A 25,912-nucleotide genomic window follows, 5' to 3' on the forward strand; every position below is an offset into this window, starting at 1 on the left:
GGTTATTTCTCGTATGGTGGAAACTACTTTCCGAAAGACGGCAGTCATTACCGGCTACCAGTCGGTAGGTGCGACGATCGGGAAGCGTGACCGGAGCGAGGGTTCCGGTTGCGCGGCAATGAAGCTAAGGAAAGCGAAGGACTCGGCCATGGCAACGGCGCCCAGCGTCTCGTACTCGATGACGGTCAGGCTGGAGGTGCCCGCGAGTGGCACCGCGGTCTCCCAGCTCACCACGGCCGTGGAGTCCTCCGGGGGCTCGGTCACCGGCCTCGACGTGACCGCCTCCGGCCACGAGAAGCTGCGGATCGACGTCACCATCGCCGCCAGTTCCACCTCGCACGCGGACGAGATCGTCGAAGGTCTGCGCGACATCGAGGGCGTCGTGCTGGGCAAGGTCTCCGACCGTACGTTCCTCATGCACCTCGGCGGCAAGATCGAGATGGCGTCCAAGCACCCCATCCGCAACCGTGACGACCTGTCGATGATCTACACCCCCGGCGTCGCCCGGGTCTGCATGGCCATCGCCGAGAATCCCGAGGACGCGCGCCGCCTCACCATCAAGCGCAACTCCGTCGCAGTTGTGACGGACGGCTCCGCGGTGCTCGGCCTCGGCAACATCGGCCCGATGGCCGCGCTGCCCGTCATGGAGGGCAAGGCCGCCCTCTTCAAGCGCTTCGCCGGCATCGACGCCTGGCCGATCTGCCTGGACACCCAGGACACCGACGCCATCGTCGAGATCGTCAAGGCCATCGCCCCCGGCTTCGCGGGCATCAACCTCGAGGACATCTCCGCACCGCGCTGCTTCGAGATCGAGGCCCGGCTGCGCGAGGCCCTCGACATCCCCGTCTTCCACGACGACCAGCACGGCACCGCGATCGTCGTCCTGGCCTCCCTCACCAACGCCCTGCGCGTGGTGGGCAAGGGCATCGGGGACGTACGGGTCGTCATGTCCGGCGCGGGAGCCGCAGGTACGGCCATCCTGAAGCTGCTCATCGCCGCGGGCGTCAAGCACGCCGTCGTCGCCGACATCCACGGTGTGGTGCACGCCGGACGCGGGGACCTGGTCGCGGCCGACCCGGACTCGCCGCTGCGCTGGATCGCCGACAACACCAACCCCGAGGGCGTCACCGGCACCCTCAAGCAGGCCGTGGTCGGCGCCGACGTCTTCATCGGCGTCTCCGCCCCGAACGTGTTGAACGGCGACGACGTCGCCGCGATGGCGGACGGTGCGATCGTGTTCGCGCTCGCGAACCCGGACCCCGAGGTCGACCCCGCGATCGCCCGCGAGACCGCCGCCGTCGTCGCCACCGGACGCTCCGACTTCCCCAACCAGATCAACAACGTGCTGGTCTTCCCGGGTGTCTTCCGCGGTCTGCTGGACGCTCAGTCCCGCACCGTCAACACGGAGATGATGCTCGCCGCGGCCGGCGCCCTGGCCGACGTGGTCGCCGAGGACGAGGTCAACGCGAACTACATCATCCCCTCGGTCTTCAACGACAAGGTGGCGGGCGCGGTCGCCGGAGCCGTCCGGGCCGCGGCGAAGGCCGCAGCGGGCCCCGGAACGGCCACCTCCACCTCCGTCTGACCCCACCGTTTCGGGGGCCTCGCAAGGGGTATCCGCGAGACACCCGGGGCCGCACCCGCCCGTGCCGTACGGCGCGTCGCGGGTCGCGGCGCCCCAAACGCCCCTTTAGGGTGGGCGGGCAGTGGGCCCTGCGGGGCCCGGCATCCGCTGCGGACCGCTCGGCCAAGTCGACGGAGCGTCACCACGAGCAGACCGTGGCGCTTTTCATTGACCCCGAAGGGTTCCGGATTGGCTTTCCCGCCGCTGGTGGGGGCAGGATGCGTAATCGGGCGAGAGGGTCTGACATCAGACCCGGGTCCGGGGACTGTCAGAGGGCCCTGGCAGCATCGGCTTCGATCTCACGCCTCACAGGCAAGAAGAACACGGGAGTAACAACATGAACCGCAGTGAGCTGGTGGCCGCCCTGGCCGACCGCGCCGAGGTGACTCGCAAGGACGCCGACGCCGTGCTGGCCGCGCTCGCCGAGACCGTCGGTGAGATTGTCGCCAAGGGCGACGAGAAGGTCACCATCCCCGGCTTCCTGACCTTCGAGCGCACCCACCGTGCCGCTCGCACCGCTCGCAACCCGCAGACCGGCGACCCGATCAACATCCCCGCCGGCTACAGCGTGAAGGTCTCCGCGGGCTCGAAGCTCAAGGAAGCCGCCAAGGGTAAGTAACCCTCAACGGCGCAACGAGGGCGGCCACTCCCGACCAGGAGTGGCCGCCCTTGAGCATGCCCGGGGCACATGCGCCCCGGGCATGCGTACGGGCCTTCAGCGCGGCCTACGCCATCGCGCCGCACCAGTACCTGACGTCCCGCCACGTCGACCGGGCCCGCGGACCGCTGCTCGACGGGGTGCCGCCCGGCGCGAGGCGGCGGCAGCCGTGGGCTTCCACGACCAGTCCCACCTCGCCCGGCGCTTCAAGCGGATCGCCGGACCACCCCGGGCCGCTACGCCCGCCACACCCGCTCACAAGGGCTTCAGAGGCCCTTCTGACGCCCGGCAGCCCGCCGCCCCGGCTCCGAGACCGGAACCGGGGCGGCGGGCTGCTCACGCGGAAACTGGGCGGTGCGCAGTGCTGTGTGCGGCAGCACTGTGCGGGCCGTAGGCGGCACGCGGATGGGTCAGACGAGTGAACCGCCCGGCAGCTCCACCTTCGCGCCGAGCTTCTCCAGCTTCTCCATGAAGTTCTCGTAACCGCGGTTGATCAGGTCGATGCCGTGCACCCGGGAGGTGCCCTGCGCCGCCAGCGCCGCGATCAGGTACGAGAAGCCGCCCCGGAGGTCCGGGATGACCAGGTCCGCGCCCTGCAGCTTGGTCGGTCCGGAGACGACCGCCGAGTGCAGGAAGTTGCGCTGGCCGAAGCGGCAGTCCGAGCCGCCCAGGCACTCGCGGTACAGCTGGATGTGCGCGCCCATCTGGTTGAGCGCGGAGGTGAAGCCGAGCCGCGACTCGTACACCGTCTCGTGGACGATCGACAGGCCGGCGGCCTGCGTCAGCGCCACGACCAGCGGCTGCTGCCAGTCGGTCTGGAAGCCGGGGTGCACGTCCGTCTCCAGCGCGATGGCGTTGAGCGCGCCGCCCGGGTGCCAGAAGCGGATGCCCTCGTCGTCGATCTCGAAGGCGCCGCCGACCCGGCGGAAGGTGTTCAGGAAGGTCATCATCGAACGCTGCTGGGCGCCGCGCACATAGATGTTGCCCTCGGTCGCCAGCGCCGCCGACGCCCAGGAAGCCGCTTCCAGGCGGTCCGGGATCGCCCGGTGGGTGTAACCGTCGAGCCTGTCGACACCGGTGATCCGGATGGTCCGGTCGGTGTCCATGGAGATGATCGCGCCCATCTTCTGCAGTACGCAGATGAGGTCCTCGATCTCCGGCTCGACGGCCGCGTTGGACAGCTCGGTGACGCCCTCGGCGAGCACCGCGGTGAGCAGCACCTGCTCGGTGGAGCCCACCGACGGGTACGGCAGCCGGATCTTGGTGCCGCGCAGTCGCTGCGGGGCCTCCAGGTACTGGCCGTCGGCCCGCTTCTCGATGGTCGCGCCGAACTGGCGCAGCACCTCGAAGTGGAAGTCGATCGGCCGGCCGCCGATGTCGCAGCCGCCCAGACCCGGGATGAAGGCGTGGCCGAGGCGGTGCAGCAGCGGGCCGCAGAACAGGATCGGGATGCGCGACGAACCCGCGTGGGCATCGATGTCGGCGACGTTCGCCGACTCGACGTGCGAGGGGTCGAGGATCAGTTCGCCCGGCTCGTCGCCGGGGCGGACGGTGACGCCGTGCAACTGCAGCAGTCCCCGGACGACCCGTACGTCACGGATGTCGGGAACGTTGCGGAGACGGCTGGGCCCGCTGCCGAGCAGCGCGGCGACCATTGCCTTCGGCACCAGGTTCTTGGCGCCTCGGACGCGGATCTCGCCCTCCAGCGGGGTGCCGCCGTGGACAAGCAGGACATCGTCTGTGCCGGTCATGTATCTCGCGTTCCGGAGTGGTCGGGCAGGGGGCCAACGAAAAGGGTAATGGCCTCCTACCCTCCTTCCGTAAGGCGAAGGGGGGTGTACGAACGTCATGAATCCGCCACAACACCCTCCGCGCATCCGATCTTGCGGAGGGTTACCGTCCGCATGGCCCACCGTGCCCCCGCCGCCGGGTGCGCTCCCCGTGCCTCCGTGCGCCCTGAGCTGCGCTCGCTCTCATGAGGGCGGCATCACGCCCACTCGGCCCCCGCGGAGGGCGAAGATGCGGGATCATTCCTGCCATGACCGAGGTGTCCTCGCTCACAGGGCGACTGCTCGTGGCCGCACCCGCCCTCACGGACCCGAATTTCGACCGCGCGGTGGTGCTGCTCCTCGACCACGACGAGGAGGGCTCCCTCGGTGTGGTCCTCAACCGCCCGACCCCGGTCGGCGTCGGCGACATCCTCGCGTCCTGGGCCGGCCTGACCGGTGAGCCGGACGTCGTCTTCCAGGGCGGCCCGGTCTCGCTCGACTCCGCGCTCGGTGTGGCGGTGATCCCCGGCGACGAGGGTCCGCTCGGCTGGCGGCGGGTGCACGGGGCGATCGGCCTGGTCGACCTGGAGACCCCGCCGGAGCTGCTCGGGCCCGCCCTCGGTTCGCTGCGGATCTTCGCCGGATACGCGGGCTGGGGCCCCGGCCAGCTGGAGGGCGAGCTGAACGAGGGCGCGTGGTACGTGGTCGAGTCGGAACCCGGCGACGTCTCCTCCCCGCGCCCCGAACAGCTCTGGCGTGCGGTGCTCCGCCGCCAGCGCAGCGAGCTCGCGATGATCGCCACGTATCCGGACGACCCTTCGCTCAACTGACGCCCGTCTCTTTCAGTACCCTTGGCGGTTATGAGCACTCTTGAGCCCGATCGCGGGGCAGGTACGGGAACCCTCGTCGAACCGACGCCGCAGGTGTCGAGGGGCGACGGCGACCACGAGCGCTACGCCCATTACGTCCAGAAGGACAAGATCATGGCGAGCGCCCTGGAGGGCACTCCCGTGGTCGCGCTGTGCGGGAAGGTCTGGGTACCGGGGCGCGACCCCAAGAAGTATCCGGTCTGTCCCATGTGCAAGGAGATCTACGAGTCCATGGGCGCCGGCGGCGACAAGGACAAGGGCAAGGGTGGCGGCAAGGACAAGAAGTAGGTCCGCTCCCTCCCTCCGCTGTCAGGCCCCCGGGGCGCGCGTCACCGCGCGCCCCGGGGGCCTTCTCCATGTCCGTTCACCCTCGGTGACCGGGCGGTCGCGTTGCACGGGCTGCATCCGCTGGTCACAGAGTGGTGGAGACCACTTGTCGGCGCCGGAACGCGGATCTACTCTCCTGCCAGTTGTGCAGAACGAAACGCACGTTGCACATGATGCAACGCATGACCGGTAGGGGTTCCGGATGAAGCTTTATGCCCGAATTGCCGCCCCGGCTGCGGCGCTTGTGCTGGCCGGCCTCACCGCCACCGCCTGCGCGCCGCAGACCTCCGACACGAGTGCGAAGGGTGACGAGAAGAGCGGCACGCTCCGTGTCTGGCTCTTCCAGGAGGTCGGCAACAAGCCCAAGGAGAAGGTCGTCGACGCGGCCGTCGCCGACTTCGAGAAGGCCCACGAGGGCGCGGAGGTCGAGGTCGAGTACATACCCGTCGACACCCGCGCGCAGCGCATCAAGGCCGCGTTCAACGACCCCAAGAGCGCCCCGGACCTCATCGAGTACGGCAACAGCGACACCGCCGGATACGTCAAGGACGGCGGACTCGCCGACGTGACCGAGGAGTTCGCCGCCTGGGACGAGGCCAAGGACACCGACCCGATCGCCAAGCAGTCCGTCACCGTCGGCGGCAAGGTCTACGGCGCACCCTTCTTCGTCGGAGTCCGGGCCCTCTACTACCGCACCGACGTCTTCGAGGACCTCGGCATCGAGGCCCCCAAGTCCCAGGCCGAGCTGATCTCCACCGCCAAGAAGATCCGCAAGGCGAAGCCCGACCTCTACGGCCTCGCGGTCGGCGGCGCGTACACCTACGGCGCGATGCCCTTCATCTGGGCCAACGGCGGCGAACTCGCGGGCGAGAGCGGCGGCACGTACAAGTCGGGCATCAACAGCGAGAAGTCCCGCAAGGGCATCGAGGCCTACACCTCCCTCTTCGGCGACGACAACTGTCCGGCCGCCAAGTGCGCCTCCATGGGCGGCAACGCCACCGTGACCGCCTTCGCCTCCGGCAAGGCGGCCATGGCCATCGGCGGCGACTTCAGCCACGCGGCCGTCGAGGCGGGCGCGGTCAAGGGCAAGTACGCCGTCGTCCCGCTGCCCGGTATCGCCGAGGGCTCCATCGCCCCCGCCTTCGCGGGCGGCAACAACCTCGGGGTCCTCAAGAGCAGTTCGCACCGCACCCTCGCCGTCGACCTGATGAAGTCGCTGTCCGGCAAGAAGACCCAGGCCCAGATGTTCGACGCGATGGGCTTCCTGCCCACCTACACCGACGTCCTGGACAACGCCGCGAAGAAGGAGCCCTTCGTCGCCCCGTTCGTCCAGACCCTCGGCGCGGGCGCCAAGTTCGTCCCCGCCTCACCCGCCTGGGGCCAGATCGACGCCTCGCTGATCCTGCCGACGATGTTCCAGGAGATCGTCTCCGGCCGTAAGGACGTGGCCCAGGCCTCGGACGACGCGGCGAAGAAGATGGACACGGCCTTCACCGAAGCCGGCTGACGATGACCACGCACACCACCCCGCTCAAGGCCCCGCCCGCGGGCGCGGCCGGGGCGGGCGGCTCCACCCCGGCCGCCCGCCCGCCCCGGCGCGGCCGGTCAGTCTCGCCCGCGAACCGCTCCGGCTGGACCCCCTGGCTCTACCTCCTGCCCGCCCTCGTCCTGCTCGCCGGACTGCTCGTCTACCCGATCTACCAACTCGGCCTGATCTCGTTCCTGGAGTACACCCAAGCCCAGGTCAGCGGCGGCGAACCCACCACGTTCCAGGGCTTCGGCAACTACGCCACGCTCTTCAACGACAGCCAGTTCTGGCAGGTCCTCCTCGCCACGGTCCTGTTCGCCGCGGCCTGCGTGGTCTCCACCCTGTTCGTCGGCTGTGCGCTCGCCGTCCTGCTCACCCGCATCCGCGCCCTGCCCCGGCTCGCGCTGATGATGGCCGCGCTCGGCGCCTGGGCCACCCCCGCGATCACCGGCTCCACCGTCTGGGTCTTCCTCTTCGACCCCGACTTCGGACCGGTCAACAGAGTGCTGGGACTCGGCGACTTCTCCTGGACGTACGGCCGCTACAGCGCCTTCGCGCTCGTACTCCTCGAAGTCCTTTGGTGCTCGTTCCCGTTCGTGATGGTCACCGTGTACGCGGGCATCCGGGCCATCCCCACCGAAGTGCTGGAGGCGGCCTCGCTGGACGGCGCGTCCCAGTGGCGGATCTGGCGCACCATCATGGCGCCGATGCTCAAGCCCATCCTGATCGTCGTCACCATCCAGTCGATCATCTGGGACTTCAAGGTCTTCACCCAGATCTACGTCATGACCAACGGCGGCGGCATCGCCGGCCAGAACCTGGTGCTCAACGTCTACGCCTACCAGAAGGCGTTCGCGTCCTCGCAGTACAGCCTCGGATCGGCGATCGGCGTCGTGATGCTGGTGATCCTGCTGGCCGTCACGCTCGTCTATCTGCGTCTCGTACGCCGCCAGGGAGAGGAACTGTGAGCGTGGTCAAGCTCCTGCGCGTCAAGCGCCCCGGCAGGCTGGCCGCCGAGGCAGCCGCCCTGCTCATCGCCGTCGCGGTCGCCTTCCCCCTCTACTGGATGGTGCTCTCCGCGTTCAAACCGGCCGGGGAGATCCAGTCCACCGACGCCCGCCCCTGGACACTCGCCCCCTCGCTCGACTCGTTCCGCCGGGTCTTCGAACAGCAGGACTTCGGCCGCTACTTCCTCAACAGCCTGCTGGTGGCGGGCACCGTCGTCATCCTGTCCGCGCTGATCGCCTTCCTGGCCGCCACCGCCGTGACCCGCTTCCGCTTCAAGTTCCGCACCACCCTGCTGATCATGTTCCTGGTCGCGCAGATGGTGCCGGTGGAGGCGCTGACCATCCCGCTGTTCTTCCTGATGCGGGACTTCGGCCAGCTGAACACGCTCGGCTCGCTGATCCTGCCGCACCTCGCCTTCTCGCTGCCGTTCGCCATCTGGATGCTCCGCGGCTTCGTCAAGGCCGTCCCCGAAGCCCTGGAGGAGGCCGCCTACATCGACGGGGCCAGCCGCACCCGCTTCCTGTGGCAGATCCTCTTCCCGCTGGTCTTCCCGGGCCTCGTGGCGACGAGCGTCTTCTCCTTCATCACCACCTGGAACGACTTCCTGTTCGCGAAGTCGTTCATCATCAGCGACACCTCCCAGTCGACGCTGCCGATGGCGCTGCTGGTCTTCTTCAAGCCCGACGAGAACGACTGGGGAGGGATCATGGCGGCCTCGACGGTGATGACCATCCCCGTACTGGTCTTCTTCGTACTCGTACAGCGACGCCTCGTCTCCGGACTGGGCGGAGCGGTTAAGGACTGATGTCATGACACCCGAGAATTCCGTCTCCACGGGCGCCGTGGACACCGCGGCTCTCGGTCTGATCCCGGCCCCGCGCACCCTGACCGCGGCCGCCGCCGGGCCGTACCCGCTCGGCTGCACGACCCCGCTGAACGCCGCACCGGGCACCGAGGGCGTCGCCCGCTGGCTGCGCACCACTCTCGGCCCGGCCACCGGACTGCCCCTGCCCGAGGGCGGCCCGACGGGGGCGGGCAGGGGCTCGGGCTCGACCGGGCGGGGCATCGTGCTGGCCCTCGACGCCTCGCTCGCCCCCGAGGGCTACCGCCTGGCCGTCGAGGCGAACGCCGTACGCATCACGGGCGGCACCGCGGCCGGCGTCTTCCGGGGCGCGCAGACCCTCCGTCAGCTCCTCGGCCCGGACGCCTTCCGCCGGGCCCCCCTCGTCCCGGGCCGCACCTGGGAGGTCCCGCCGGTCGTCATCGAGGACGAACCGCGCTTCGGCTGGCGCGGCATGATGCTCGACGTGTCCCGGCACTTCCTGCCCAAGGACGACATCCTGCGCTACCTGGACCTGCTGGCCGCCCACAAGCTGAACGTCTTCCACTTCCACCTCACCGACGACCAGGGCTGGCGCATCGAGATCAAGCGCTACCCGCGCCTGACCGAGGTCGGCTCCTGGCGCTCGCGCACCAAATACGGCCACCGGGCCTCCGAGCTGTGGGACGAGACCCCCTACGGCGGCTTCTACACCCAGGACGACATCCGCGAGATCGTCACCTACGCCGCCGAGCGGCATATCCGGGTCGTCCCCGAGATCGACATCCCGGGCCACTCGCAGGCCGCCATCAGCGCATACCCCGAACTGGGCAACACCGACGTCATCGACACCACCACCCTCTCCGTCTGGGACACCTGGGGCGTCAACCCGAACGTACTCGCCCCCACCGACAACACCCTGCGCTTCTTCGAGGGCGTCCTGGAGGAGGTGCTGGAACTCTTCCCCGCCGCGACCTCACCCTTCGTCCACATGGGCGGCGACGAGTGCCCCAAGGACCAGTGGAAGGAGTCCCCGCTCGCCCAGGCCCGGATCGCGGAACTCGGCGTCAAGGACGAGGACGGGCTCCAGTCCTGGTTCATCCGGCACTTCGACGCCTGGCTCACCGCACGGGGCCGCCGCCTCATCGGCTGGGACGAAATCCTCGAAGGCGGCCTCGCCGAGGGGGCCGCCGTCTCCTCCTGGCGCGGCTACGCCGGAGGCATCGCGGCCGCCGAGGCCGGGCACGACGTGGTCATGTGCCCCGAGCAGCAGGTGTATCTGGACCACCGTCAGGACGGCGGCCCCGACGAGCCGATGCCCATCGGGTACGTCCGGAGCCTGGAGGACGTCTACCGCTTCGAGCCCGTCCCGCCGGGCCTGAGCGAGGAGGCGGCCCGTCACATCCTGGGCACCCAGGCCAACGTGTGGACCGAGGTCATGCAGAACCGGGCCCGCGTCGACTACCAGGTCTTCCCCCGCCTCGCCGCCTTCGCCGAGGTCGCCTGGTCCGCCCTGCCCGCCCCGGCCGACCGGGACTTCGCCGCCTTCGACGCCCGGATGACCGCCCACTACGCCCGGCTCGACGCCCTCGGCGTCGACTACCGCCCGCCGGCCGGCCCGTACCCCCGGCAGCAGCGCCCCGGCATCCTCGGCCGCCCGCTGGACGGAGTGCCGCCGGTGGTCTGACCCGCCGCCCGGGCCCGCCGGCCGCAGCCGTCCCCCAAGGCCGCTGCGGCCGGCGCGCGTCCGGGGCCGACAGCCCCGCCGACGTACGCCGGAGCGAGGGCGCGAACCGCACAAGTCGTACGAGCCTCGCTGAAGAGTGGCAATTCACCCTCCTCGCCGAAGAGGTGTGAAACCGGAACATCCCGCAGGTCAGGGACGGATCCACCCTTCGCGGACCCTCGCGCCGGTCCGATCGGAAGATGTGCCAGAGTTGCCACGTCCGGGCTGTGAACACGTACCGTACGGCGGAACAGGCGGGACAGCCGGGAGACCGGGAAGGGGCAGCTGGGTTGACCACGCACGCACCGCAGGCGATGCAGTCGGTGACGCTGCCGGCCTCGTTGGACGAGGCCGTGGCGGCACTCGGCGCCATGCCCGCAGCCGTTCCGGTTGCCGGCGGCACGGACCTGATGGCAGCCGTCAACAAGGGGCTGCTGCGCCCCTCGGGGCTGGTCGGCCTCGGGCGGATCAGCGAGCTGCGCGGCTGGCACTACCAGGACGGCCACGCACTGCTCGGCGCCGGACTCACCCACGCCCGCATGGGCCGCCCCGACTTCGCCGCGCTCATCCCCGCCCTCGCCGCCTCCGCCCGCGCCGCCGGCCCGCCCCAGATCCGCAACGCCGGCACCCTCGGCGGCAACATCGTCACCTCCGCGCCCACCGGCGACGCCCTGCCGGTGCTGGCCGCGCTGGAGGCCGAGCTCGTCATCGCGGGCCCCGGCGGCTCGCGCCGCGAGATCCCCGTCTCGCACCTGCTGGCCGGCCGTGAACTGCTGGAGCCCGCGGAGCTGATCGGCTTCGTCCGCGTACCGCTGCTGCACGCCCCGCAGGTGTTCCTGAAGGCCACCGGCCGCACCGGCCCCGGCCGCGCCACCGCCTCGGTCGCCGTCGTCCTGGACCCGGCCCGCCGTGGCGTGCGCTGCGCGGTCGGCGCGATCGCCCCGATGCCGCTGCGCCCGCTGGAGGCGGAGCGCTGGATCGCCTCGCTGATCGACTGGGACGGCGAGCGCGGCCTGGCCCCCGACGCGCTGGCCGCCTTCGGCGAGTACGTCGCCGCGGCCTGCATCCCGGACCACGCACCACCGGCCGACGGTTCAGAGGCCCCGCCGCTGTCCCCGGCCGTACTGCACCTGCGGCGCACCGTCGCCGCGCTCGCCCGACGCGCGCTGGGGAGGGCACTGTCGTGAGCAATGAGGAATACCCCGACCAGCACGGACAACAGGACGGGCAGGACGGCTCCGCCGGACCGGACCCGCGGTACGGGGCCTGGCAGCCGACCCCGCAGAGCGGCGAGTACGACGCCGACGCCACCGCGTTCGTCCAGCTCCCGCCGGAGGACCTGGCGAACATCCCCCTGGCCGCGCCCGGCCAGGGGTACGTCCCCCCGATGATCCTGCCGCTGACCCCGGCTGCCGGCCTGGACCCGGCGGCGACGGGCAGCTGGGTGCTCCAGACGCAGACCCAGCAGGCACAGGCCGAGCAGCGCGCCCAGGAAGCCGCCGCCCAGGAGCCCGGCGCGGTCCACTGGCCGGACCCGAACCAGCAGGGCGGGCAGGGCGGATACCAGGGCCCGTACCAGGACACGTCGCACTCCACGGCCCAGTGGAACTTCACGGAGGCCTTCGGCGAGAGGCCGGCAGCTCCACAGGCGACGGGGCCGGAGGCGACCGGCCCGGAAACCGGTCACCTCGATCTCCCCCACCAGGCGAGCGCGACCGGTCACACGGGTCAGTGGACGATTCCGGTGGCGGACGGGGATCTCCCGGACGAATCGGGCGAGTTCCTGGCCTCGGCACACACTCCGCAGTGGTACGCGGACAGCGCCCGCCCGGCCACGCTGCCCGGTGGCGCCCCCGCACCCTGGGCGACACCGGAACCGGAGGCCGCCCCCGTACCCGTGACGGAGGAGACCCCGGAACCGGAACCGGCGACGGTGGAACAGGCGGCAGAGCCGGCTCGGACGGCGACGGACGCGCAGCCCGCCACCACGGCCGACGCCGACACCGAGGGCGTGCCCGCCGAGGAGCCCGACACGGCACCTGACGCGGCACACGAGCCCGCTCCCGAGGCCGGCACGGACGCACCCCCCGAAGCAACCCCGGACGCACTCCCCGAAGCAACGCCGGGCGCACTCCCCGAAGCAGCCCCGGACGCCGCCGACCTCACCCCCGACCCCGAGCCCGTCCCCGAGCCCGCCCCCGAGCCCGCTCCTCTCGACGCACCGAGCGAGCACCCCTCCGCGTCCTACCTGCTCCACGTGAACGGCGTGGACCGCCCGGTCAGCGACGCCTGGATCGGCGAGTCCCTGCTTTACGTGCTCCGCGAGCGCCTCGGCCTGGCCGGGGCCAAGGACGGCTGTTCGCAGGGCGAGTGCGGTGCCTGCAACGTCCAGGTCGACGGCCGGCTGGTCGCCTCCTGCCTGGTCCCCGCGGCCACGGCGGCGGGCAGCGAGGTGCGTACGGTCGAGGGCCTGGCCGTCGACGGCGAACCGTCCGACGTCCAGCGCGCCCTGTCCGCCTGCGGAGCCGTCCAGTGCGGCTTCTGCATCCCCGGCATGGCGATGACCGTGCACGACCTGCTGGAGGGCAACCACGCCCCCAGCGAGCTGGAGACCCGCCAGGCCCTCTGCGGCAACCTCTGCCGCTGTTCCGGCTACCGGGGCGTGCTCGACGCGGTAGCGAACGTCGTCGCGGCCCGCGAGGCGAGCGCCGAGGCGGCGACGGCGGTCCAGGACGAGGCGCGCATCCCGCATCAGGCCGAGCCGGGCGCCGGCGGCGTGCAGCAGGAGCCCCACCCGCACGAGGGAGAGGTGCTGTGAGGCACGCCCGCGGCCCCGCCGTACATCAGCAGCACCAGCACGCGAACGACAAGGAGGCGGCGTGAGCGGCGACGCAGCCACCGCGGCCAACGCGACCAGCACCGGCCTGCCCAGGATCGACGCCGTCGGCGGCGGACGGGGCGCGGCTTCCGGCCCGGACCAGGAGCAGCCCCTGCGGGGCCTCGGCGCCTCGCTGCCGGCCGCCGACGTCCGGGCGAAGACCGAGGGCACCTTCCCGTACGCCGCGGACCTCTGGGCCGAGGGCCTGCTGTGGGCGGCCGTGCTGCGTTCCCCGCACCCGCACGCGCGGATCCTGTCCATCGACACCTCGGGTGCCGAGGAGATGCCCGGGGTGCGGGCGGTCGTCACCCACGAGGACGTGCCGGGGGACAGCAACTACGGCCGCCATGTGGTGGACCGTCCGGTGTTCGCCTCCGACCTGGTCCGCCACCACGGCGAGCCGATCGCCGCGGTCGCCGCCGACCACCCGGACACCGCACGGCTGGCCGCTGCCGCCATCGCCGTACGGTACGAGGTGCTGGAGCCGGTCACGGACCCGGAGAAGGCCTTCGCGGCGGAGCCCCTGCACCCGGACGGCAACCTGATCCGGCACATCCCGCTGCGCTACGGCGACGCGGATGCGACGGGCGAGGTCGTCGTCGAGGGCCTGTACCGCATCGGCCGCCAGGACCCGGCCCCGATCGGCGCGGAAGCAAGCCTCGCCGTGCCCCGCCCGGACGGCGGCGTCGAGATCTACACCGCCTCCACCGACCCGCACACCGACCGCGACCTGATCGCCGCCTGCTTCGGCCTGGACGCGGACCGGGTCAAGGTCGTCGTGACCGGGGTGCCGGGCGCGACCGGCGACCGCGAGGACCCGGGCTTCCAGATCCCGCTGGGACTGCTCGCGCTGCGCACCGGCTGCCCGGTGAAGCTGGCCGCGAGCCGCGAGGAGTCCTTCCTCGGCCACACCCACCGCCACCCCACCCTCCTGCGCTACCGCCACCACGCGGACGCGGAGGGCCGGCTGGTCAAGGTGGAGGCGCAGATCCTCCTGGACGCGGGCGCGTACGCCGACGCCTCCTCGGAGTCCCTGGCGGCTGCCGTGGCCTTCGCCTGCGGCCCGTACGTCGTCCCGCACGCCTTCATCGAGGGCTGGGCGGTCCGGACGAACAACCCGCCGTCGGGCCATGTGCGCGGCGAGGGCGCGATGCAGGTCTGTGCGGCGTACGAGGGCCAGATGGACAAGCTGGCCGCGAAGCTGGGCATCGACCCTGCCGAACTCCGCCTGCGCAACACCCTCTCCACGGGCGACATCCTCCCCACCGGCCAGACGGTGACCTGCCCGGCCCCGGTGGCCGAACTGCTCCAGGCCGTACGCGACTACCCGCTCCCCCCGCTTCCCAAGGACGCCCCGGAGGACGACTGGCTGCTGCCGGGCGGCCCCGAGGGCGCGGGGGAGCCCGGGGCGGTGCGCCGGGGCGTGGGCTACGGCCTGGGCATGGTCCACATGCTCGGCGCCGAGGGCACCGACGAGGTCTCCACGGCCACGGTCCGCGTCCACGACGGCGTGGCCACGGTGATCTGCGCGGCGGTCGAGACGGGCCAGGGCTTCACCACCCTCGCCCGCCAGGTCGTCCAGGAGGTCCTGGGCGTGGAAGAGGTCCACGTGGCCGCGGTCGACACCGACCAGCCCCCGGCGGGCCCGGCGACGCACGGCCGTCACACCTGGGTGTCGGGCGGGGCGGTGGAGCGCGCGGCGAAGATGGTCCGCACCCAGCTCCTCCAGCCGCTGGCCCACAAGTTCGGCATGTCCACGGAGCTGCTCCAGATCGCCGACGGCAAGATCACCTCGTACGACGGCGTGCTCTCCACCACCGTCACGGAGGCGCTGGACGGCAAGGAACTCTGGGCCACCGCCCAGTGCCGCCCGCACCCCACGGAGCCGCTGGACGAGTCGGGCCAGGGTGACGCGTTCGTCGGCCTCGCGTTCTGCGCGGTACGGGCGGTGGTCGACGTCGACATCGAGCTCGGCTCCGTACGCGTGGTGGAAATGGCGGTGGCCCAGGACGTCGGCCGCGTCCTGAACCCGGCCCAGCTGGCGATCCGCATCGAGGCGGGCATCACGCAGGGCATCGGCGCGGCCCTCACGGAGAACCTCCGCACGGCCCGCGGCCTGATCCGCCACCCCGACCTGACCGGCTACGCGCTCCCGACCTCGCTGGACGCCCCGGAAATCCGCATCGTGAAGCTGGTCGAGGAACGCGACGTGGTGGCCCCCTTCGGCGCGAAGCCCGCCTCGGCCGTCCCGGTCGTCACGGCCCCCGCCGCCGTAGCCTCCGCGGTCCGCTCCGCCACGGGCCGCCCGGTGAACCGACTCCCCATCAGACCCCAGGCGGCGGTGGCAACGCCCAAGCCCTGACTGGCTCGTTATCGCCGTCGGGGCAGTGTGATGCGCATTGCACATGCAATCAAAGGGTGCGAACTGTCACTGATGCTGGCTACAGTGATCCTCGAAGCTGTGCCAGCAGTACAACGGGGAGGTTGTTGTGGCGACGGGAGAGGGCTCCGATGGGGCCGGCTCCTCCGGGGGGCTCTTCGGGGGATTCATTGGGGGCGCCGTCGCTGCGGCGCAGAGCGCGGTCACAGAGCTTTACACCGAGCTGGAGTCCTTCACCAAGTTCCGTGACCGTATCGACGAGATCCTCGTAGACCTGAAGGCATCGCCGGCGGACGCCAAGAAACTGGGTGAGATCTCCATCAAGGACAGCCAGTTCGGCGACGTGGCGTGGCCGGAGGCGAAGAGCCTGTTCGCCTCGTACGAGAAGGTCGTCGGCGAGCTGGAGACCCTGTCGAAGCTGCTCTCGGACTCCATCGAGGGCATGAGCATCGCGGTCCTGGCGTCGCACAAGGGCTACGACAACATGGACCAGGACATCCGCGACCGCATGCTTGCGATCAAGTCGGGTGCGGAGAAGCACTATCCCGGTGAGTACAACCCGGTTCCGGGCGAGGACAAGCAGAGCGGAAACGGCGATAAGACGCCGCCCACGCCGCAGCCTTCGACGACCGATGACACCGGGGGTGCCTGATGTCGGTGGAGACGGCGTGGCGATCAGCGGTACGAACGGGGGAGTGAGATGGGTTCGACATCGTTCGAGGGCATGTCGCACAAGCAGATGATCGCGTGGCTGGACCAGGCCAACAGCACGGCTGTTCAGGGCGTGGCCGATCGTCTGTCGGGTGCGGCGAAGGAGATCTCGAAGATCGGCGAAGAGCTGAAGATCCGTCCGCAGATCGTGAAGTGGAAGGGCGACGGGGCCGAGTCGTTCCGCACCTGGAGTGCGGACCTGGCCAACTCCACTTTGCGCCTGGGTGAGTTCAGCCGGGAGGCATCGAAGCGTTTGGGTGAGGCGGCCGATGCGATTGCGTTGGCCAAGGCGGCGATTCCTCGTCCGACGGGAGACCCGGAGGCGAGTCTCAAGGCTGCGGAGTCGGCGCGGAACGACCCGGATTCCGCTGATTTGATCCGGAAGCTGAACGGGGAGCGGGAGGCTGCGGCGGCGGAGATGCGGAAGCTCTCCCAGACGTACAGCCATTCGGTGGCGCAGCTCGACGGCCTGAAGCGGCCGACGTTTCCTCCTCCGCCGCAGGGCATTGCGCCGGAGGCTGTGGGCAGGCGGGGAGATGCCAGCGGACATATTTCCGGCGGTGTGCCGACTGGGGGGGGTGCCGCAGGTGCCGTACCGGGTGGAGTCGCTAGCGCATCGATGTCTGGGAGCGGCCATGGAGTGACGGTGGGTGCGGACACGCCCCCACTCACGCACGCGAGCGTGTCTGCGCCGGTGGGAGGGGCGGTGCAGCGGCCGGTGGACATGGAGATCGATAACGTTGCGACTCTGCCACCGGCAACATCGAATCCGGTGGTAGGCCCGGCCGTGACTCCCGGCGTCAACAAGCCCGACGCGTTTGTCACGGCACCCGCTGTCCTGCCACCTCCCGTCGCGGGTAGGCCTGGTCTGCTGCCGCCGACGAACGCCGGGGGCAGGACGACGGGCATGGCCCGTCCTTCCATGGCTTTGGGCACGGGCCCGTTGGCCCCGCCGATCCGAGACAGCGGAATCACCGGTGGCCGCCCTGTGGCACAGACCACCGGGCGCCCAACGGGAGGTCTGCCGCGTGGCACGGTGGTCGGAGGCGAAGGCACTCACGCTGGCCGCGGAATGATGGGACACGGTGCCGGTGCCGGCGTGGGAGGCGCCGGGGGCGGTAGTCGGAGCGGGATAGTCGGTGACCGCCGACTGGCGGGGCAGACCGGTGGCATGGTGGGCGGACGGCCGCCGCAGCAGTCAGGAAGCGCTACCGGCCGCCCCTTTACGCCTGGGGGGACGGGACTGGTGCGAGGAGCCGGATCGGGCGACGGCAGCCGTGCAGTCGGTCAGATGGGCCGTGGAGCCGCTCCGCAGCGAGCTGGGGATCCCCGGCGCGATGAAAGCGAGCGGCCGGACTACCTCGTCGAGGACGAGGAAACCTGGCAGCAGGGCAGCCGACGGGTCGTTCCGCCAGTCATCGACTGATCAGCAAGAATCCAGAAAAAGGGAATGGAATGCGTACCAGCAGTGCAGCTGTTGCCCGGCGCGGGGCCGTCCTGTCAGCCGTTGTGGCACCGCTCTTGGTTGGCGCTGTCCCTGCGCACGCTGATTCCGTTCGTTCCGAACAGTGGCATCTCAATGTGATGCAGGCCGAGCAGATGTGGAAGATCAGCACCGGTGAGAACGTTACTGTTGCGGTGATCGATTCGGGCGTGGATGCTTCGGTTCCTGATCTTCAAGGGCGTGTCCTCAAAGGGAAGAACCTGGCTACAGACTCTCCGGGAGACGAGCATACGGACTACGCCAATCATGGAACGGGGATCGCTGGACTCATTGCTGGAACCGGCAATGCTGGCGGCAGGGACGGTGCCTTCGGCCTGGCCCCCCGATCCAAAATTCTCCCGATCCGCGTCAGGGATAGTGCGGGAAAAGTAAACGGTGCGACTGGAGATAGGTATTTCAACGATGACTTGTCGGCGGCAATCCGCTTTGCTGCGGATCAGGGCGCCGAGGTCATCAATGTTTCTCTCGGAAATAACGTGGGTTCGCAGCGACTGACGGATTCTGTGAGTTATGCCCTGGATAAAGGGTCGCTGGTCTTCGCGGCAGCCGGAAACAGTGGAGATGAGAAAAACTCGATCGAATATCCTGCCGGGACACCGGGTGTTGTCGGCGTGGGATCCGTCGGAAGGGATCTTCGAAGGGCCAAGTCCTCCCAGTACGGACCACAGGTCGATCTCGCAGCTCCAGGCGTGGACACCGTTCACGCGTGTTCTGGAGGAACCCAGTTGTGTAAGAGTAGCGGCACCAGCCACGCAACAGCCCTCGCCTCTGCCTCGGCGGCCTTGATCTGGTCCAAGCATCCGGACTGGACGAACAATCAGGTCCTGCGGGTCATGCTCAACACCGCAGGCGGCCCGATCAGTGGCAAGAAGCGATCCGACGGGATCGGCTACGGGATCGTTCGTCCTCGTATCGCGCTCAAGACGCCAGGCGACCCCGGGCCGGCCGATGTGTACCCGCTTCCGGATCTTGCCGCAGCCGCATCCGAGGCGCCGTCGCCGCAGCCGTCCAAGGCTGGGGGCGGTTCTGGTCAGAGCGAGGAGCCGGCTGTCGCGGCGGCGGACGAGGGTAGCAACACCGTTCTCTGGCTCGGCGTGGGGATCGGCGCGGCAGTCCTGGTGGGCGGTGCCGCGACCGCGGCGGTGCTCCGTTCCCGTCGGCGAGAGGTTGTTGCCGCGCCAGCTCCGCCGACGAGCCAGCAGCAGCCGTATCCGCACCACCAGTATCTGCAGCCGCCGCACTCTCCCTACGGTCCACCGCCGAACAGCTCATACCCTGAGGTTCCTTACGGAGCCCCTCCTGGCCGAGGTCCCGGCTCCGTCGGCTGAAAGTGAGCTGAACCGGCAGGAGCACTCGGTGGCCCGCTGCACCGTCGAGCGCCTCATGCGCGAGCTCGGCATCACCGGAGCCGTCCGCGGCAGGAGGGTGATCACGACGATCGTCGATCCGGCCGCCGAGCGCGCCCCGGACCTTGTCGAACGCGACTTCGGCGCCAGTGCGCCGAACCGCTGCTGGGTCGCCGACTTACGCATGTCGCCACCTGGAACGGGGTCGTCTACGTTGCCTTCGTCGTCGACACCTTCTCGCGCCGTGTCGTCGGCTGGTCCGCCGCCGCCTCCAAGGAGACCAGACTCGTCCTGGACGCCATGGAGATGGCACGAGCGTCCCGACCATCAGAGCAGTGCTCCACGGAACACTCCACGACCGCTGCCGCCGCGCGAGATGCTTGGCGACGTGCTGGTGTTCCGACAGCGGCGTGAGAACCGGAGGGCGGGAGCCGGACCACCGGCGCGACGATCCGGGGCCCACACACGATGTACTCGGCCTCTTCAAGTCACTCCGCACGGCGCGGAGTGTAGTTCGGGCCCAACAATCCGCCGGGCTGGGCTGGGTGCCCGCCCCCGTAGGGGGCCGTGTCACACATCGTCAGCCGTTCCGTCGATCGCAGGCCCCCAGTCTTCGGGCAGGGTAGCGGAAAGCAGCGCGACCGCCTGCGACGCGGTGTCCGCCACGCCTACTTCGCGAAGGCCGGACTCACCCGTCTCCCACATGCGGATTACGGAGAAGCGCCCGTCGCGTCGCCTGAAGAGGGAGGGCACGTCCCGGGACCATGGGTACCGTGTGCAGCGGCTGAACTGAAGAGATCCGTGACTGATGAGCGGAAAAAGTGAACGCAGTTTTGGATTCGCATAGGCAGCCCGTGAAAGGGTCGGGTCGATCACGCTCGATGGTTCCGACAGTACGCTTTGCCATTCCCTGGTTACTGAGCCCGGGATGCTGCCGTCGAACTCAGCTGCCATTCGCTGGTACCTTCCGCTTCACTGTGCAGCTCGGCACCGCGATCACAGATCGTCAGGGGTTCCGTCGATGGCCGGCCCGCAGCCGTCAGGAAGGCTGGCGGCGATCAACTCGTATGCCTCTTCGACGGTGTCGACCTCGCCGAGCATGGTCTTGTCGGACTCCCGACGTACTCGGTACCCACCCTCGACCAGCGGGTAGGCCGTACCGACATCGCTCGTCCAGGGCCACTGGGTGCACCGACTCAGGTACAGGACTCCGTGGCTGACCATGGGGTAGAGCTGCCGCAAGGACGGGTGGGTGTAAGCGGTTCGGGGAACGTCGAGGTCGATGCGGTCAGGTCCGTAAGACAGCACATCAGACCACTCTGCTGCCACGATCTCAGCCGCGCTTCGGGCCTTTTCGTTTCTCGCCATGGATTTCGTTACCTCAAGTGTGCCGGTAGGTTCGACAGGTCCGGTTGTATCTCGGGAATGTTCGGCTTGGGTACGGTAACTTCCTTGTATCCCCCCTCCTCGTTTCGGGTGTACCACTGTATCTCTTCCCACGGTCGCCCAGGGCGTTCGTCGTCGGGGTCTCCCCACGCGGCCGCCCCATCATAATTGCGTACTGCGTAGGCGACTTCGCTCATTTCCCATGCTGTGCCGTGACCGCGGCCCGGGTAGTTGTCCTCGTGCCTGGTGTTGAACTGAGCTCCATTCTGTGCCGCGGTCTGGAAAGCGTCCACAATATCCTCAGGTGAGCTCCAGTTCCCTATCCTGCCGCTACTGTTGGGCATTCCGTCGAGCGTGATCGACAGAGTGGTACCGCGATCCCCGATGGCCCCCATCACGTTGGTCATCCATACCGGGCCGCCAGGTTCCCGACCGGCGTAGTCCGGTCCGTTGTAGGTGTGGGCTCCCAGGTCACTGGGGCGATTCAAGTCGTACCCTTCGTCTGAGGGGTCATTGCGCAGGTACTTCGCCAGAGATTCCGATGCCCGGTCGGGAGAGATGTCCACCCCCAGAACAACACTGTGCCGGTGCTGCCCTCCTCGATGAGGGCACCCCGCAAGACCCAGCGGGTCGATCCACCGCGTGGGGTCGTCGACGTAGGTGACCGCGTTCGGGGCCGGTGTCAGACCGAGCGGGTCGGGGGAGAGATAGCGGCCCGACTCGGGGTCGTAGTGGCGGTGGCGGTTGTAGTGGAGGCCCGATTCGGGGTCGAAGTACTGGCCGGGGAAGCGCAGGGGGGTGTACGCGTCGGCGTCGCGGTTCCACGAGGTGGCTCCCCACAGGGCGGCACGGGTGCGCCACGCCACCTCGCCCTGCTCGTCGACGAGTTCACGGGGCGTGCCGATGAGGTCGGTGATGATTGCGAAGAAGCGGCTGTCGACCTCCGCGCTGTCCACGAGCCGCCGCTCCACCTGGGTCACCGGCTTGACGCCGTCGTGGTCCCAGGTGAGAGCGACGGAATCCGGGGAGCCCGCGGTGGAAGTGGTCTGTTCGCAGAGTGTGTCGCCGTCCCAGGTGAACACCACCTCCTCGACCACCGTCGCCCCGTCCTCGGCCAGGCGTCGCTTGGCCGAGCGCCGTCCCAGAGCGTCGTAGAGGTAACGCCAGCGCGTACCGTCCGGCGTGGTGACCAAGACCAGGCGGTCCTCCGCATCCCAGCCGTAGCGCCAGGTCTCGGGCTTGCGGGAGAGACGGGTCTTCTGGCGCAGTATCACCCGGCCTTGAGCGTCGTGCTCGTATCGGACACGGCCCGCGCGAGTGATGCGTGTTCCGGCGTACTCACGCGGCCCGGAGGCGTCGCCCGCACCGGGCCAGGATGCACCGGTCTGGTTCCCGGCCTCGTCGTACGCGTACCGCTCCGACCAGTTCTCCGCTGTGACGCCGGTTACCCGGCCGTCACCGGATACCTCCAGTCGCTTGCGGCCGCCGGTCAGCTCTTCGGCCGAAGCGAGATGGCCGTCGGGACGATATGTATACGTGCGGCGCTGGAGAACCCGGTCACCGGTCGTCCGGACGAGCTGGTCGATCAGGCGCCCCGCCGGGTCGTACGCGAGGTCGACGGTCAGCGCGTCACCGATCCGGCGGTCGGTCTCGCGACCCGTCTCGTCGAAGCGGAAGCTCAGGCGGTGGCCGGAGGCATGGAGCTCGGCGGTGCGACCGGCCGGGAATGACCAAGCACTGACGGCTCCGGACGGGGTGACACGTCGGACGCGCCGCCCGGTCTCGTCGTAGGTGTTGACCACTTCGCGGCCGTCGCACACCTCCCGGAGGACCCTGCCCGAGCTGTCGCGTACGTACGACAGCTCAGTTTCGGGGCCCGTCGCCGAGGCAAGACGGCCGTGGACGTCGTAGGCAAAGCGGGTGACGCTCCCGTCGGCGTCCTTGGCGGTGACCCGGCCCGCGAGGTCGCGTTCGTAGCGGACGGTCTGGCCGAGGCCGTTGGTACGGGTGACGAGTTGACCGCAGGGGTCGTGGGAGTAGCGGAGGATGCGGCCGTCGTAATCGGTCTCCGTGCTGGTGCGGCCTGCCGCGTCGTAGGTGTAGTCCCAGGTCAGACCCTGGGGGTTGGTGACCCGGGTCAGGCGCAGCTCGGTGTCGTGGGTGAACTCCTGGCGTGCGCCGCCTGGCGTGGTACGGGCGGAGACCAGGTCGAAGTGGGTGTATTCGAAGCGGGTCTCACCGCCCAACGCGTCAGCGTGCGCGATGCAGTTGCCCTCGCCGTCGTACGTCCACGACTGCTGCGAGCCGTCGGGATCGGTCCGGCGGGCGAGCTTGCCCTCAACCGTCCACTCCAGCTCGGTGGTGCGGCCCTGGGGGTCGGAGATGCTCACCGGGCGCCCGAACGCGTCCCTGACGTAGCGGGTGACCGTACCGAGCGGCCCTCGGACCGCCAGCGGCAGACCGGCCGCGTCGCAGCGCAGCCGGTCCAGCGCGCCCAGGGAGTCGTCGATCCCGGTGAGCTGTCCGTTCTGGCCATGGGACAGACGCGTCGTCGTGCCGTTCGGCCGGGTGAAGAGCGTCGGGTTGCCCCGGTCGTCGTACTCCTGCCGCGATGTCGCGCCGTCGGGGCCGGTGACGGCGGCGAGCTGGTTCAGCTCGTTGTACTCGATCCGGGCGAAGGTCCCGTCTGGGTGCTCGACCCGGACCGGGTTTCCACGATCGTCGTAGGTATAGGCGGTGGTCCGGCCGAGAGGGTCGGTCCGGGAGAGGAGACGGTCGTAGCGGTCGAAGCTGCGGTAGGTGACGCCGCCCAGCGGATCCGTCTCCGCGATGGCCTGGAGCCGGTCGTTGAAGTGGTGGACCGTGGTCGCGCCGAGGGAGTCCGTGTACCGGGTGACGCGGTCGCCCGTCTCCGGGTGGGTGTCGTACGCGAACGTGGACGACAGGTAGCCGTCCGGGCCGACCGTTCGGACCACCCGGCCGACATCGTCGTACACGTAGCGGAACGTGGAGTCGTTGCGGTCGGTCCAGGACGTGATCCGGGCGTCCGGGTCGTACGTGAAACGCAGGGGCAGACCGGACGAGTTGATGACCCCGTCGAGGTTGCCGAGAGGGTCGTAGTCGTAGCGCATGACGGTGACAGGACCGTCCGGTGTGCGCACGGACATCTCACGTACGCGGAAGTCCTCGACGGCCAGGGTGACCCGGTAGCCGCCGGAATGGGTGACGGCGGTCGGACTGCCGTCGCCGAGGCGGGCGAAGTTGATCCGGTTGAGGTTGCGGTCCTCGATCTCCCTGAGCCAGTAGGCGGGGGACACGTTGTACGGGCCGCCGCGGAACGAGCGCGTCAGACCCGAACGAGGGTCGGTGACGAGGTAAGTGGTCTCTCCGTTGTCCTGGCCCCCGTGCCGGATGGGCAGCCGGGGGCCCTCCACGGGAAACACACCGTCTTCCCCGGGCAGGGGCAGCCGCGGATAGACGAGGAGGGAACCGTCCTCCCGTGACCACACCGTGCCCGCGCCGACCGGGTCGAGTTCGATCCGTTCGTCCAGGGTGGAGGCCCAGCTACGTCCGAACCACTGGCCGTAGCGATAGCCGGAGAGATGGGTCCGGCGCAGGACGAGAGAAAGGACTCCGGGCAGGGCCAGATCGCTCTGCGGCAGGGTCATCTCCCCGGTGGCGACGTCCACCGGGTCGTTCTCGCAGGTCTTCTTCTCCAGCGAGATGGCGTTACGGCGGGGCTCGTCCTTGGCGTTCTTCAGAGCGTCGGCCTTGGTGCGAGAGGACTCCCGAGGCGCATCAGGGCGCTGACCGGTTTCTCCGCCGCCCTGGCGCACCTTGATCCCCTTGGCCAGCCGCTCCTTGATGTCCAGGTCGATCTTCTTCTGGGTCTCGGATATCTCTTTGACCGCCTTCGGCAGTGCTTCGCCGAGGTGGTTGCCCATGGCCTTGTTGGCCTTGCCGAGAGCTTTCATCGCCTTGTCGATCACGGGGTCCAGGGCACCGGCGATGTCGTCCCTGCCTCGGGTGCGCCCGTGGTGCGTCCTGGCCTTGGTCAACTTGCCGGCGGTCTTGCCGTGCACGCCGACGCTGACCAGGTTCAGCTTGGTGCCGGCCCGCGTGTGCTCCGCGTGCTCGATGTGCACACCCTTGCCGGGGGCGGGGCCCGGGCCGTCGGCTGAGGCGAGCTGGAGGGAGTCCTTGGCCCCCGCCACTCCGTCGTTGAAGCCCTCCTTGCCCGACTGGCCGACCTGGTTCATGTCGACGCCGTCCTGGAGGCCGAGCATGTTGGCGCCGACCTGCACCGCCAGATCCGCGGCCATGTTCTCCAGCGCGGCGACGGCCGGTTCGGTCAGGGCGGAGACGATGTAGCCGACGACCTCTTCCAGGCATTCCTTGATGACCCGGCGGATGGCCTGCTGGGCAACTGCGATCGCCGCTCCGCCGATGAGCATGGACAGCCCCCCGGTCACCGGTATCAGCGCCATGGAGATGCCCGCCTTGCCAGCCACCACGCCCAGGTGGACGAGTGCCGCGTACTTCATGGCTTCGATCGCCGTGGCCGCGTTGTCCAGGGCACCAGCGATCGTGCGAGCACCGCTGGCCAGGTCCTTCACGTGCTTGTTCTTGACCTTGCCCCAGTGCCCGCTGAGTGCGTCGAGGGCCTCGCCGCTACCGGAGGACAGCAAACGTTGCACGTGTTGGTTGGCAAGGTGTCCGTCGTCCTCGACGTCCTCGGCGAACTCCCGTAGCGCGTCGGCCATGTCGCGGTACGCGTCTTCATCGACGTTCGGCCAGTTGATCCCGATGACGTCAAGCATGGTGTCGGCCCAATCGGGCACGGTTACAGCCATGGTTCGAAGTTCCCCCGTGCAGAGCTGCGTTCACTGAATGCAGGTGCGACAGGATCTCATTTCCGGGCCGCATCACCAAGATGGTTCAGAATTGGCGTGACCTATGGCGCGCGGTTCCCGACGCGAGACGAGGCGGCGCGGGGTGGCGAGGCGGCGGAAGGGAGGCCGTACCCTCCGTGGGCGGCTGCGGGGGAGTGCTGGCGGAAGTCGGGTGCCGATCGCGGCCGTGGCCTGTCCGGGGCGCGCTGAGGGTGCGCCATCTGGTGCGCGACGCTTGAACTGGTCGAGACAACAAACAAAGCCCGGGTCGATGACCTGGGCCTTACAGCGCCTGACAGAATGAGGCGACGCAGCTGTCGCTCCAGGTAGGAGATAGGTGTCCGGCGTTGCCGCACGGCGCCAGTACCGTCCGAGCTATGCGGTTGCCTGAGTCCGTTGCTGCCGCAAGTGCCCAGCTCCCTCGACGTCGAAGCTCTATGAGTATCTGTACGGGTAGCAGCGGTTCGTGCCGTTGACCAGGGGGAG

At 69.5% G+C, this 25,912-nt stretch carries 19 protein-coding genes and 2 pseudogenes; 17 read left to right on the forward strand and 4 right to left on the reverse strand.

Going from position 1 to position 25,912, the window contains the following annotated elements:
* Positions 1 to 148 precede the first annotated feature (148 nt).
* The 3 genes and pseudogenes from IG90_RS0125785 to IG90_RS46130 all read left to right on the forward strand — a co-directional run.
* Positions 149 to 1,585 (forward strand): NAD-dependent malic enzyme, encoded by a 1,437-nt coding sequence (locus IG90_RS0125785; RefSeq protein ID WP_030589194.1) that lies wholly within the window; start codon positions 149 to 151, stop codon positions 1,583 to 1,585.
* 376 nt (positions 1,586 to 1,961) lie between these two features.
* Positions 1,962 to 2,243, forward strand: a complete 282-nt coding sequence (locus IG90_RS0125790) for an HU family DNA-binding protein (RefSeq protein ID WP_003968811.1) — start codon at positions 1,962 to 1,964, stop codon at positions 2,241 to 2,243.
* A 74-nt stretch (positions 2,244 to 2,317) separates the two neighbouring features.
* Positions 2,318 to 2,564 (forward strand): annotated as a pseudogene (locus IG90_RS46130) (helix-turn-helix domain-containing protein); the annotation flags it as partial.
* 128 nt (positions 2,565 to 2,692) lie between these two features.
* Here IG90_RS46130 and murA read toward each other — a convergent pair.
* Positions 2,693 to 4,033, reverse strand: a complete 1,341-nt coding sequence (murA, locus tag IG90_RS0125795; protein WP_030589197.1) for a UDP-N-acetylglucosamine 1-carboxyvinyltransferase — start codon at positions 4,031 to 4,033, stop codon at positions 2,693 to 2,695.
* A 287-nt stretch (positions 4,034 to 4,320) separates the two neighbouring features.
* Between murA and IG90_RS0125800 the strand changes: the two genes are divergently transcribed.
* From IG90_RS0125800 to IG90_RS47155, 14 genes and pseudogenes are all read left to right on the forward strand, one after another.
* Entirely contained in the window at positions 4,321 to 4,881 is a 561-nt protein-coding gene (locus tag IG90_RS0125800) for a YqgE/AlgH family protein (protein WP_030589200.1), read from the forward strand.
* Between the two features lie 30 nt (positions 4,882 to 4,911).
* Positions 4,912 to 5,208, forward strand: coding sequence for a DUF3039 domain-containing protein (locus IG90_RS0125805; RefSeq protein ID WP_006124925.1), 297 nt, complete (start codon positions 4,912 to 4,914; stop codon positions 5,206 to 5,208).
* A gap of 241 nt (positions 5,209 to 5,449) precedes the next feature.
* Positions 5,450 to 6,754, forward strand: coding sequence for an extracellular solute-binding protein (locus tag IG90_RS0125810; protein WP_030589204.1), 1,305 nt, complete (start codon positions 5,450 to 5,452; stop codon positions 6,752 to 6,754).
* Between the two features lie 2 nt (positions 6,755 to 6,756).
* Positions 6,757 to 7,743: a carbohydrate ABC transporter permease gene (locus IG90_RS0125815; RefSeq protein WP_030589206.1), complete on the forward strand. Its 987-nt coding sequence runs from the start codon at positions 6,757 to 6,759 to the stop codon at positions 7,741 to 7,743.
* Complete coding sequence (locus IG90_RS0125820) at positions 7,740 to 8,588, forward strand: carbohydrate ABC transporter permease (RefSeq protein WP_030589209.1); 849 nt, start codon at positions 7,740 to 7,742, stop codon at positions 8,586 to 8,588. The genes IG90_RS0125815 and IG90_RS0125820 overlap by 4 nt, the downstream gene beginning before the upstream one ends.
* Positions 8,589 to 8,592: 4 nt before the next feature.
* On the forward strand, positions 8,593 to 10,290 hold the full coding sequence (locus IG90_RS0125825) for a beta-N-acetylhexosaminidase (RefSeq protein ID WP_030589211.1): 1,698 nt from the start codon (positions 8,593 to 8,595) through the stop codon (positions 10,288 to 10,290).
* 329 nt (positions 10,291 to 10,619) lie between these two features.
* Entirely contained in the window at positions 10,620 to 11,516 is an 897-nt protein-coding gene (locus IG90_RS0125830) for an FAD binding domain-containing protein (protein WP_030589213.1), read from the forward strand.
* A complete protein-coding gene (locus IG90_RS0125835; protein ID WP_030589225.1) occupies positions 11,513 to 13,147 on the forward strand; it encodes a 2Fe-2S iron-sulfur cluster-binding protein in 1,635 nt (544 codons plus the stop codon). The genes IG90_RS0125830 and IG90_RS0125835 overlap by 4 nt, the downstream gene beginning before the upstream one ends.
* Positions 13,148 to 13,208: 61 nt before the next feature.
* The gene (locus IG90_RS0125840; RefSeq protein WP_030589228.1) at positions 13,209 to 15,569 is read left to right on the forward strand and encodes a xanthine dehydrogenase family protein molybdopterin-binding subunit; all 2,361 of its coding nucleotides are present in this window, start codon (positions 13,209 to 13,211) and stop codon (positions 15,567 to 15,569) included.
* Between the two features lie 127 nt (positions 15,570 to 15,696).
* Positions 15,697 to 16,239 (forward strand): hypothetical protein, encoded by a 543-nt coding sequence (locus IG90_RS0125845; RefSeq protein ID WP_051859890.1) that lies wholly within the window; start codon positions 15,697 to 15,699, stop codon positions 16,237 to 16,239.
* Positions 16,240 to 16,287: 48 nt separating this feature from the next.
* On the forward strand, positions 16,288 to 17,724 hold the full coding sequence (locus tag IG90_RS44390; RefSeq protein ID WP_157846271.1) for a hypothetical protein: 1,437 nt from the start codon (positions 16,288 to 16,290) through the stop codon (positions 17,722 to 17,724).
* Positions 17,725 to 17,753: 29 nt separating this feature from the next.
* The gene (mycP, locus tag IG90_RS42440; protein ID WP_078585130.1) at positions 17,754 to 19,130 is read left to right on the forward strand and encodes a type VII secretion-associated serine protease mycosin; all 1,377 of its coding nucleotides are present in this window, start codon (positions 17,754 to 17,756) and stop codon (positions 19,128 to 19,130) included.
* A 7-nt stretch (positions 19,131 to 19,137) separates the two neighbouring features.
* Positions 19,138 to 19,215 (forward strand): annotated as a pseudogene (locus IG90_RS47150) (IS3 family transposase); the annotation flags it as partial.
* Between the two features lie 98 nt (positions 19,216 to 19,313).
* Entirely contained in the window at positions 19,314 to 19,562 is a 249-nt protein-coding gene (locus IG90_RS47155) for a DDE-type integrase/transposase/recombinase (protein WP_411572604.1), read from the forward strand.
* A gap of 156 nt (positions 19,563 to 19,718) precedes the next feature.
* Here IG90_RS47155 and IG90_RS0125855 read toward each other — a convergent pair whose 3' ends face one another.
* From IG90_RS0125855 to IG90_RS0125865, 3 genes are read right to left on the reverse strand one after another with little or no spacing between them, the layout of a single operon-like run.
* Positions 19,719 to 20,102: a DUF6193 family natural product biosynthesis protein gene (locus tag IG90_RS0125855; RefSeq protein ID WP_051859891.1), complete on the reverse strand. Its 384-nt coding sequence runs from the start codon at positions 20,100 to 20,102 to the stop codon at positions 19,719 to 19,721.
* 42 nt (positions 20,103 to 20,144) lie between these two features.
* Positions 20,145 to 20,516, reverse strand: coding sequence for a DUF6193 family natural product biosynthesis protein (locus tag IG90_RS0125860; protein WP_030589238.1), 372 nt, complete (start codon positions 20,514 to 20,516; stop codon positions 20,145 to 20,147).
* Positions 20,517 to 20,524: 8 nt separating this feature from the next.
* Complete coding sequence (locus IG90_RS0125865; RefSeq protein WP_033894654.1) at positions 20,525 to 25,387, reverse strand: RHS repeat-associated core domain-containing protein; 4,863 nt, start codon at positions 25,385 to 25,387, stop codon at positions 20,525 to 20,527.
* Positions 25,388 to 25,912 lie beyond the last annotated feature (525 nt).

The sequence above is a fragment of the Streptomyces anulatus genome (assembly GCF_000721175.1).
Taxonomy (GTDB): domain Bacteria; phylum Actinomycetota; class Actinomycetes; order Streptomycetales; family Streptomycetaceae; genus Streptomyces; species Streptomyces anulatus_C.

Coding starts and splice junctions, on each gene's coding strand:
- IG90_RS0125785 (WP_030589194.1), top strand. CDS start 149: ATGGCAACGGCGCCCAGCGTCTCGTACTCGATGACGGTCAGGCTGGAG.
- murA (WP_030589197.1), bottom strand. CDS start 4,033: ATGACCGGCACAGACGATGTCCTGCTTGTCCACGGCGGCACCCCGCTG.
- IG90_RS0125855 (WP_051859891.1), bottom strand. CDS start 20,102: ATGGCAGCTGAGTTCGACGGCAGCATCCCGGGCTCAGTAACCAGGGAA.
- IG90_RS0125865 (WP_033894654.1), bottom strand. CDS start 25,387: ATGGCTGTAACCGTGCCCGATTGGGCCGACACCATGCTTGACGTCATC.
- IG90_RS44390 (WP_157846271.1), top strand. CDS start 16,288: ATGGGTTCGACATCGTTCGAGGGCATGTCGCACAAGCAGATGATCGCG.
- IG90_RS0125800 (WP_030589200.1), top strand. CDS start 4,321: ATGACCGAGGTGTCCTCGCTCACAGGGCGACTGCTCGTGGCCGCACCC.
- IG90_RS0125790 (WP_003968811.1), top strand. CDS start 1,962: ATGAACCGCAGTGAGCTGGTGGCCGCCCTGGCCGACCGCGCCGAGGTG.
- IG90_RS0125860 (WP_030589238.1), bottom strand. CDS start 20,516: ATGGCGAGAAACGAAAAGGCCCGAAGCGCGGCTGAGATCGTGGCAGCA.
- IG90_RS0125815 (WP_030589206.1), top strand. CDS start 6,757: ATGACCACGCACACCACCCCGCTCAAGGCCCCGCCCGCGGGCGCGGCC.
- mycP (WP_078585130.1), top strand. CDS start 17,754: ATGCGTACCAGCAGTGCAGCTGTTGCCCGGCGCGGGGCCGTCCTGTCA.
- IG90_RS0125810 (WP_030589204.1), top strand. CDS start 5,450: ATGAAGCTTTATGCCCGAATTGCCGCCCCGGCTGCGGCGCTTGTGCTG.
- IG90_RS0125825 (WP_030589211.1), top strand. CDS start 8,593: ATGACACCCGAGAATTCCGTCTCCACGGGCGCCGTGGACACCGCGGCT.
- IG90_RS0125805 (WP_006124925.1), top strand. CDS start 4,912: ATGAGCACTCTTGAGCCCGATCGCGGGGCAGGTACGGGAACCCTCGTC.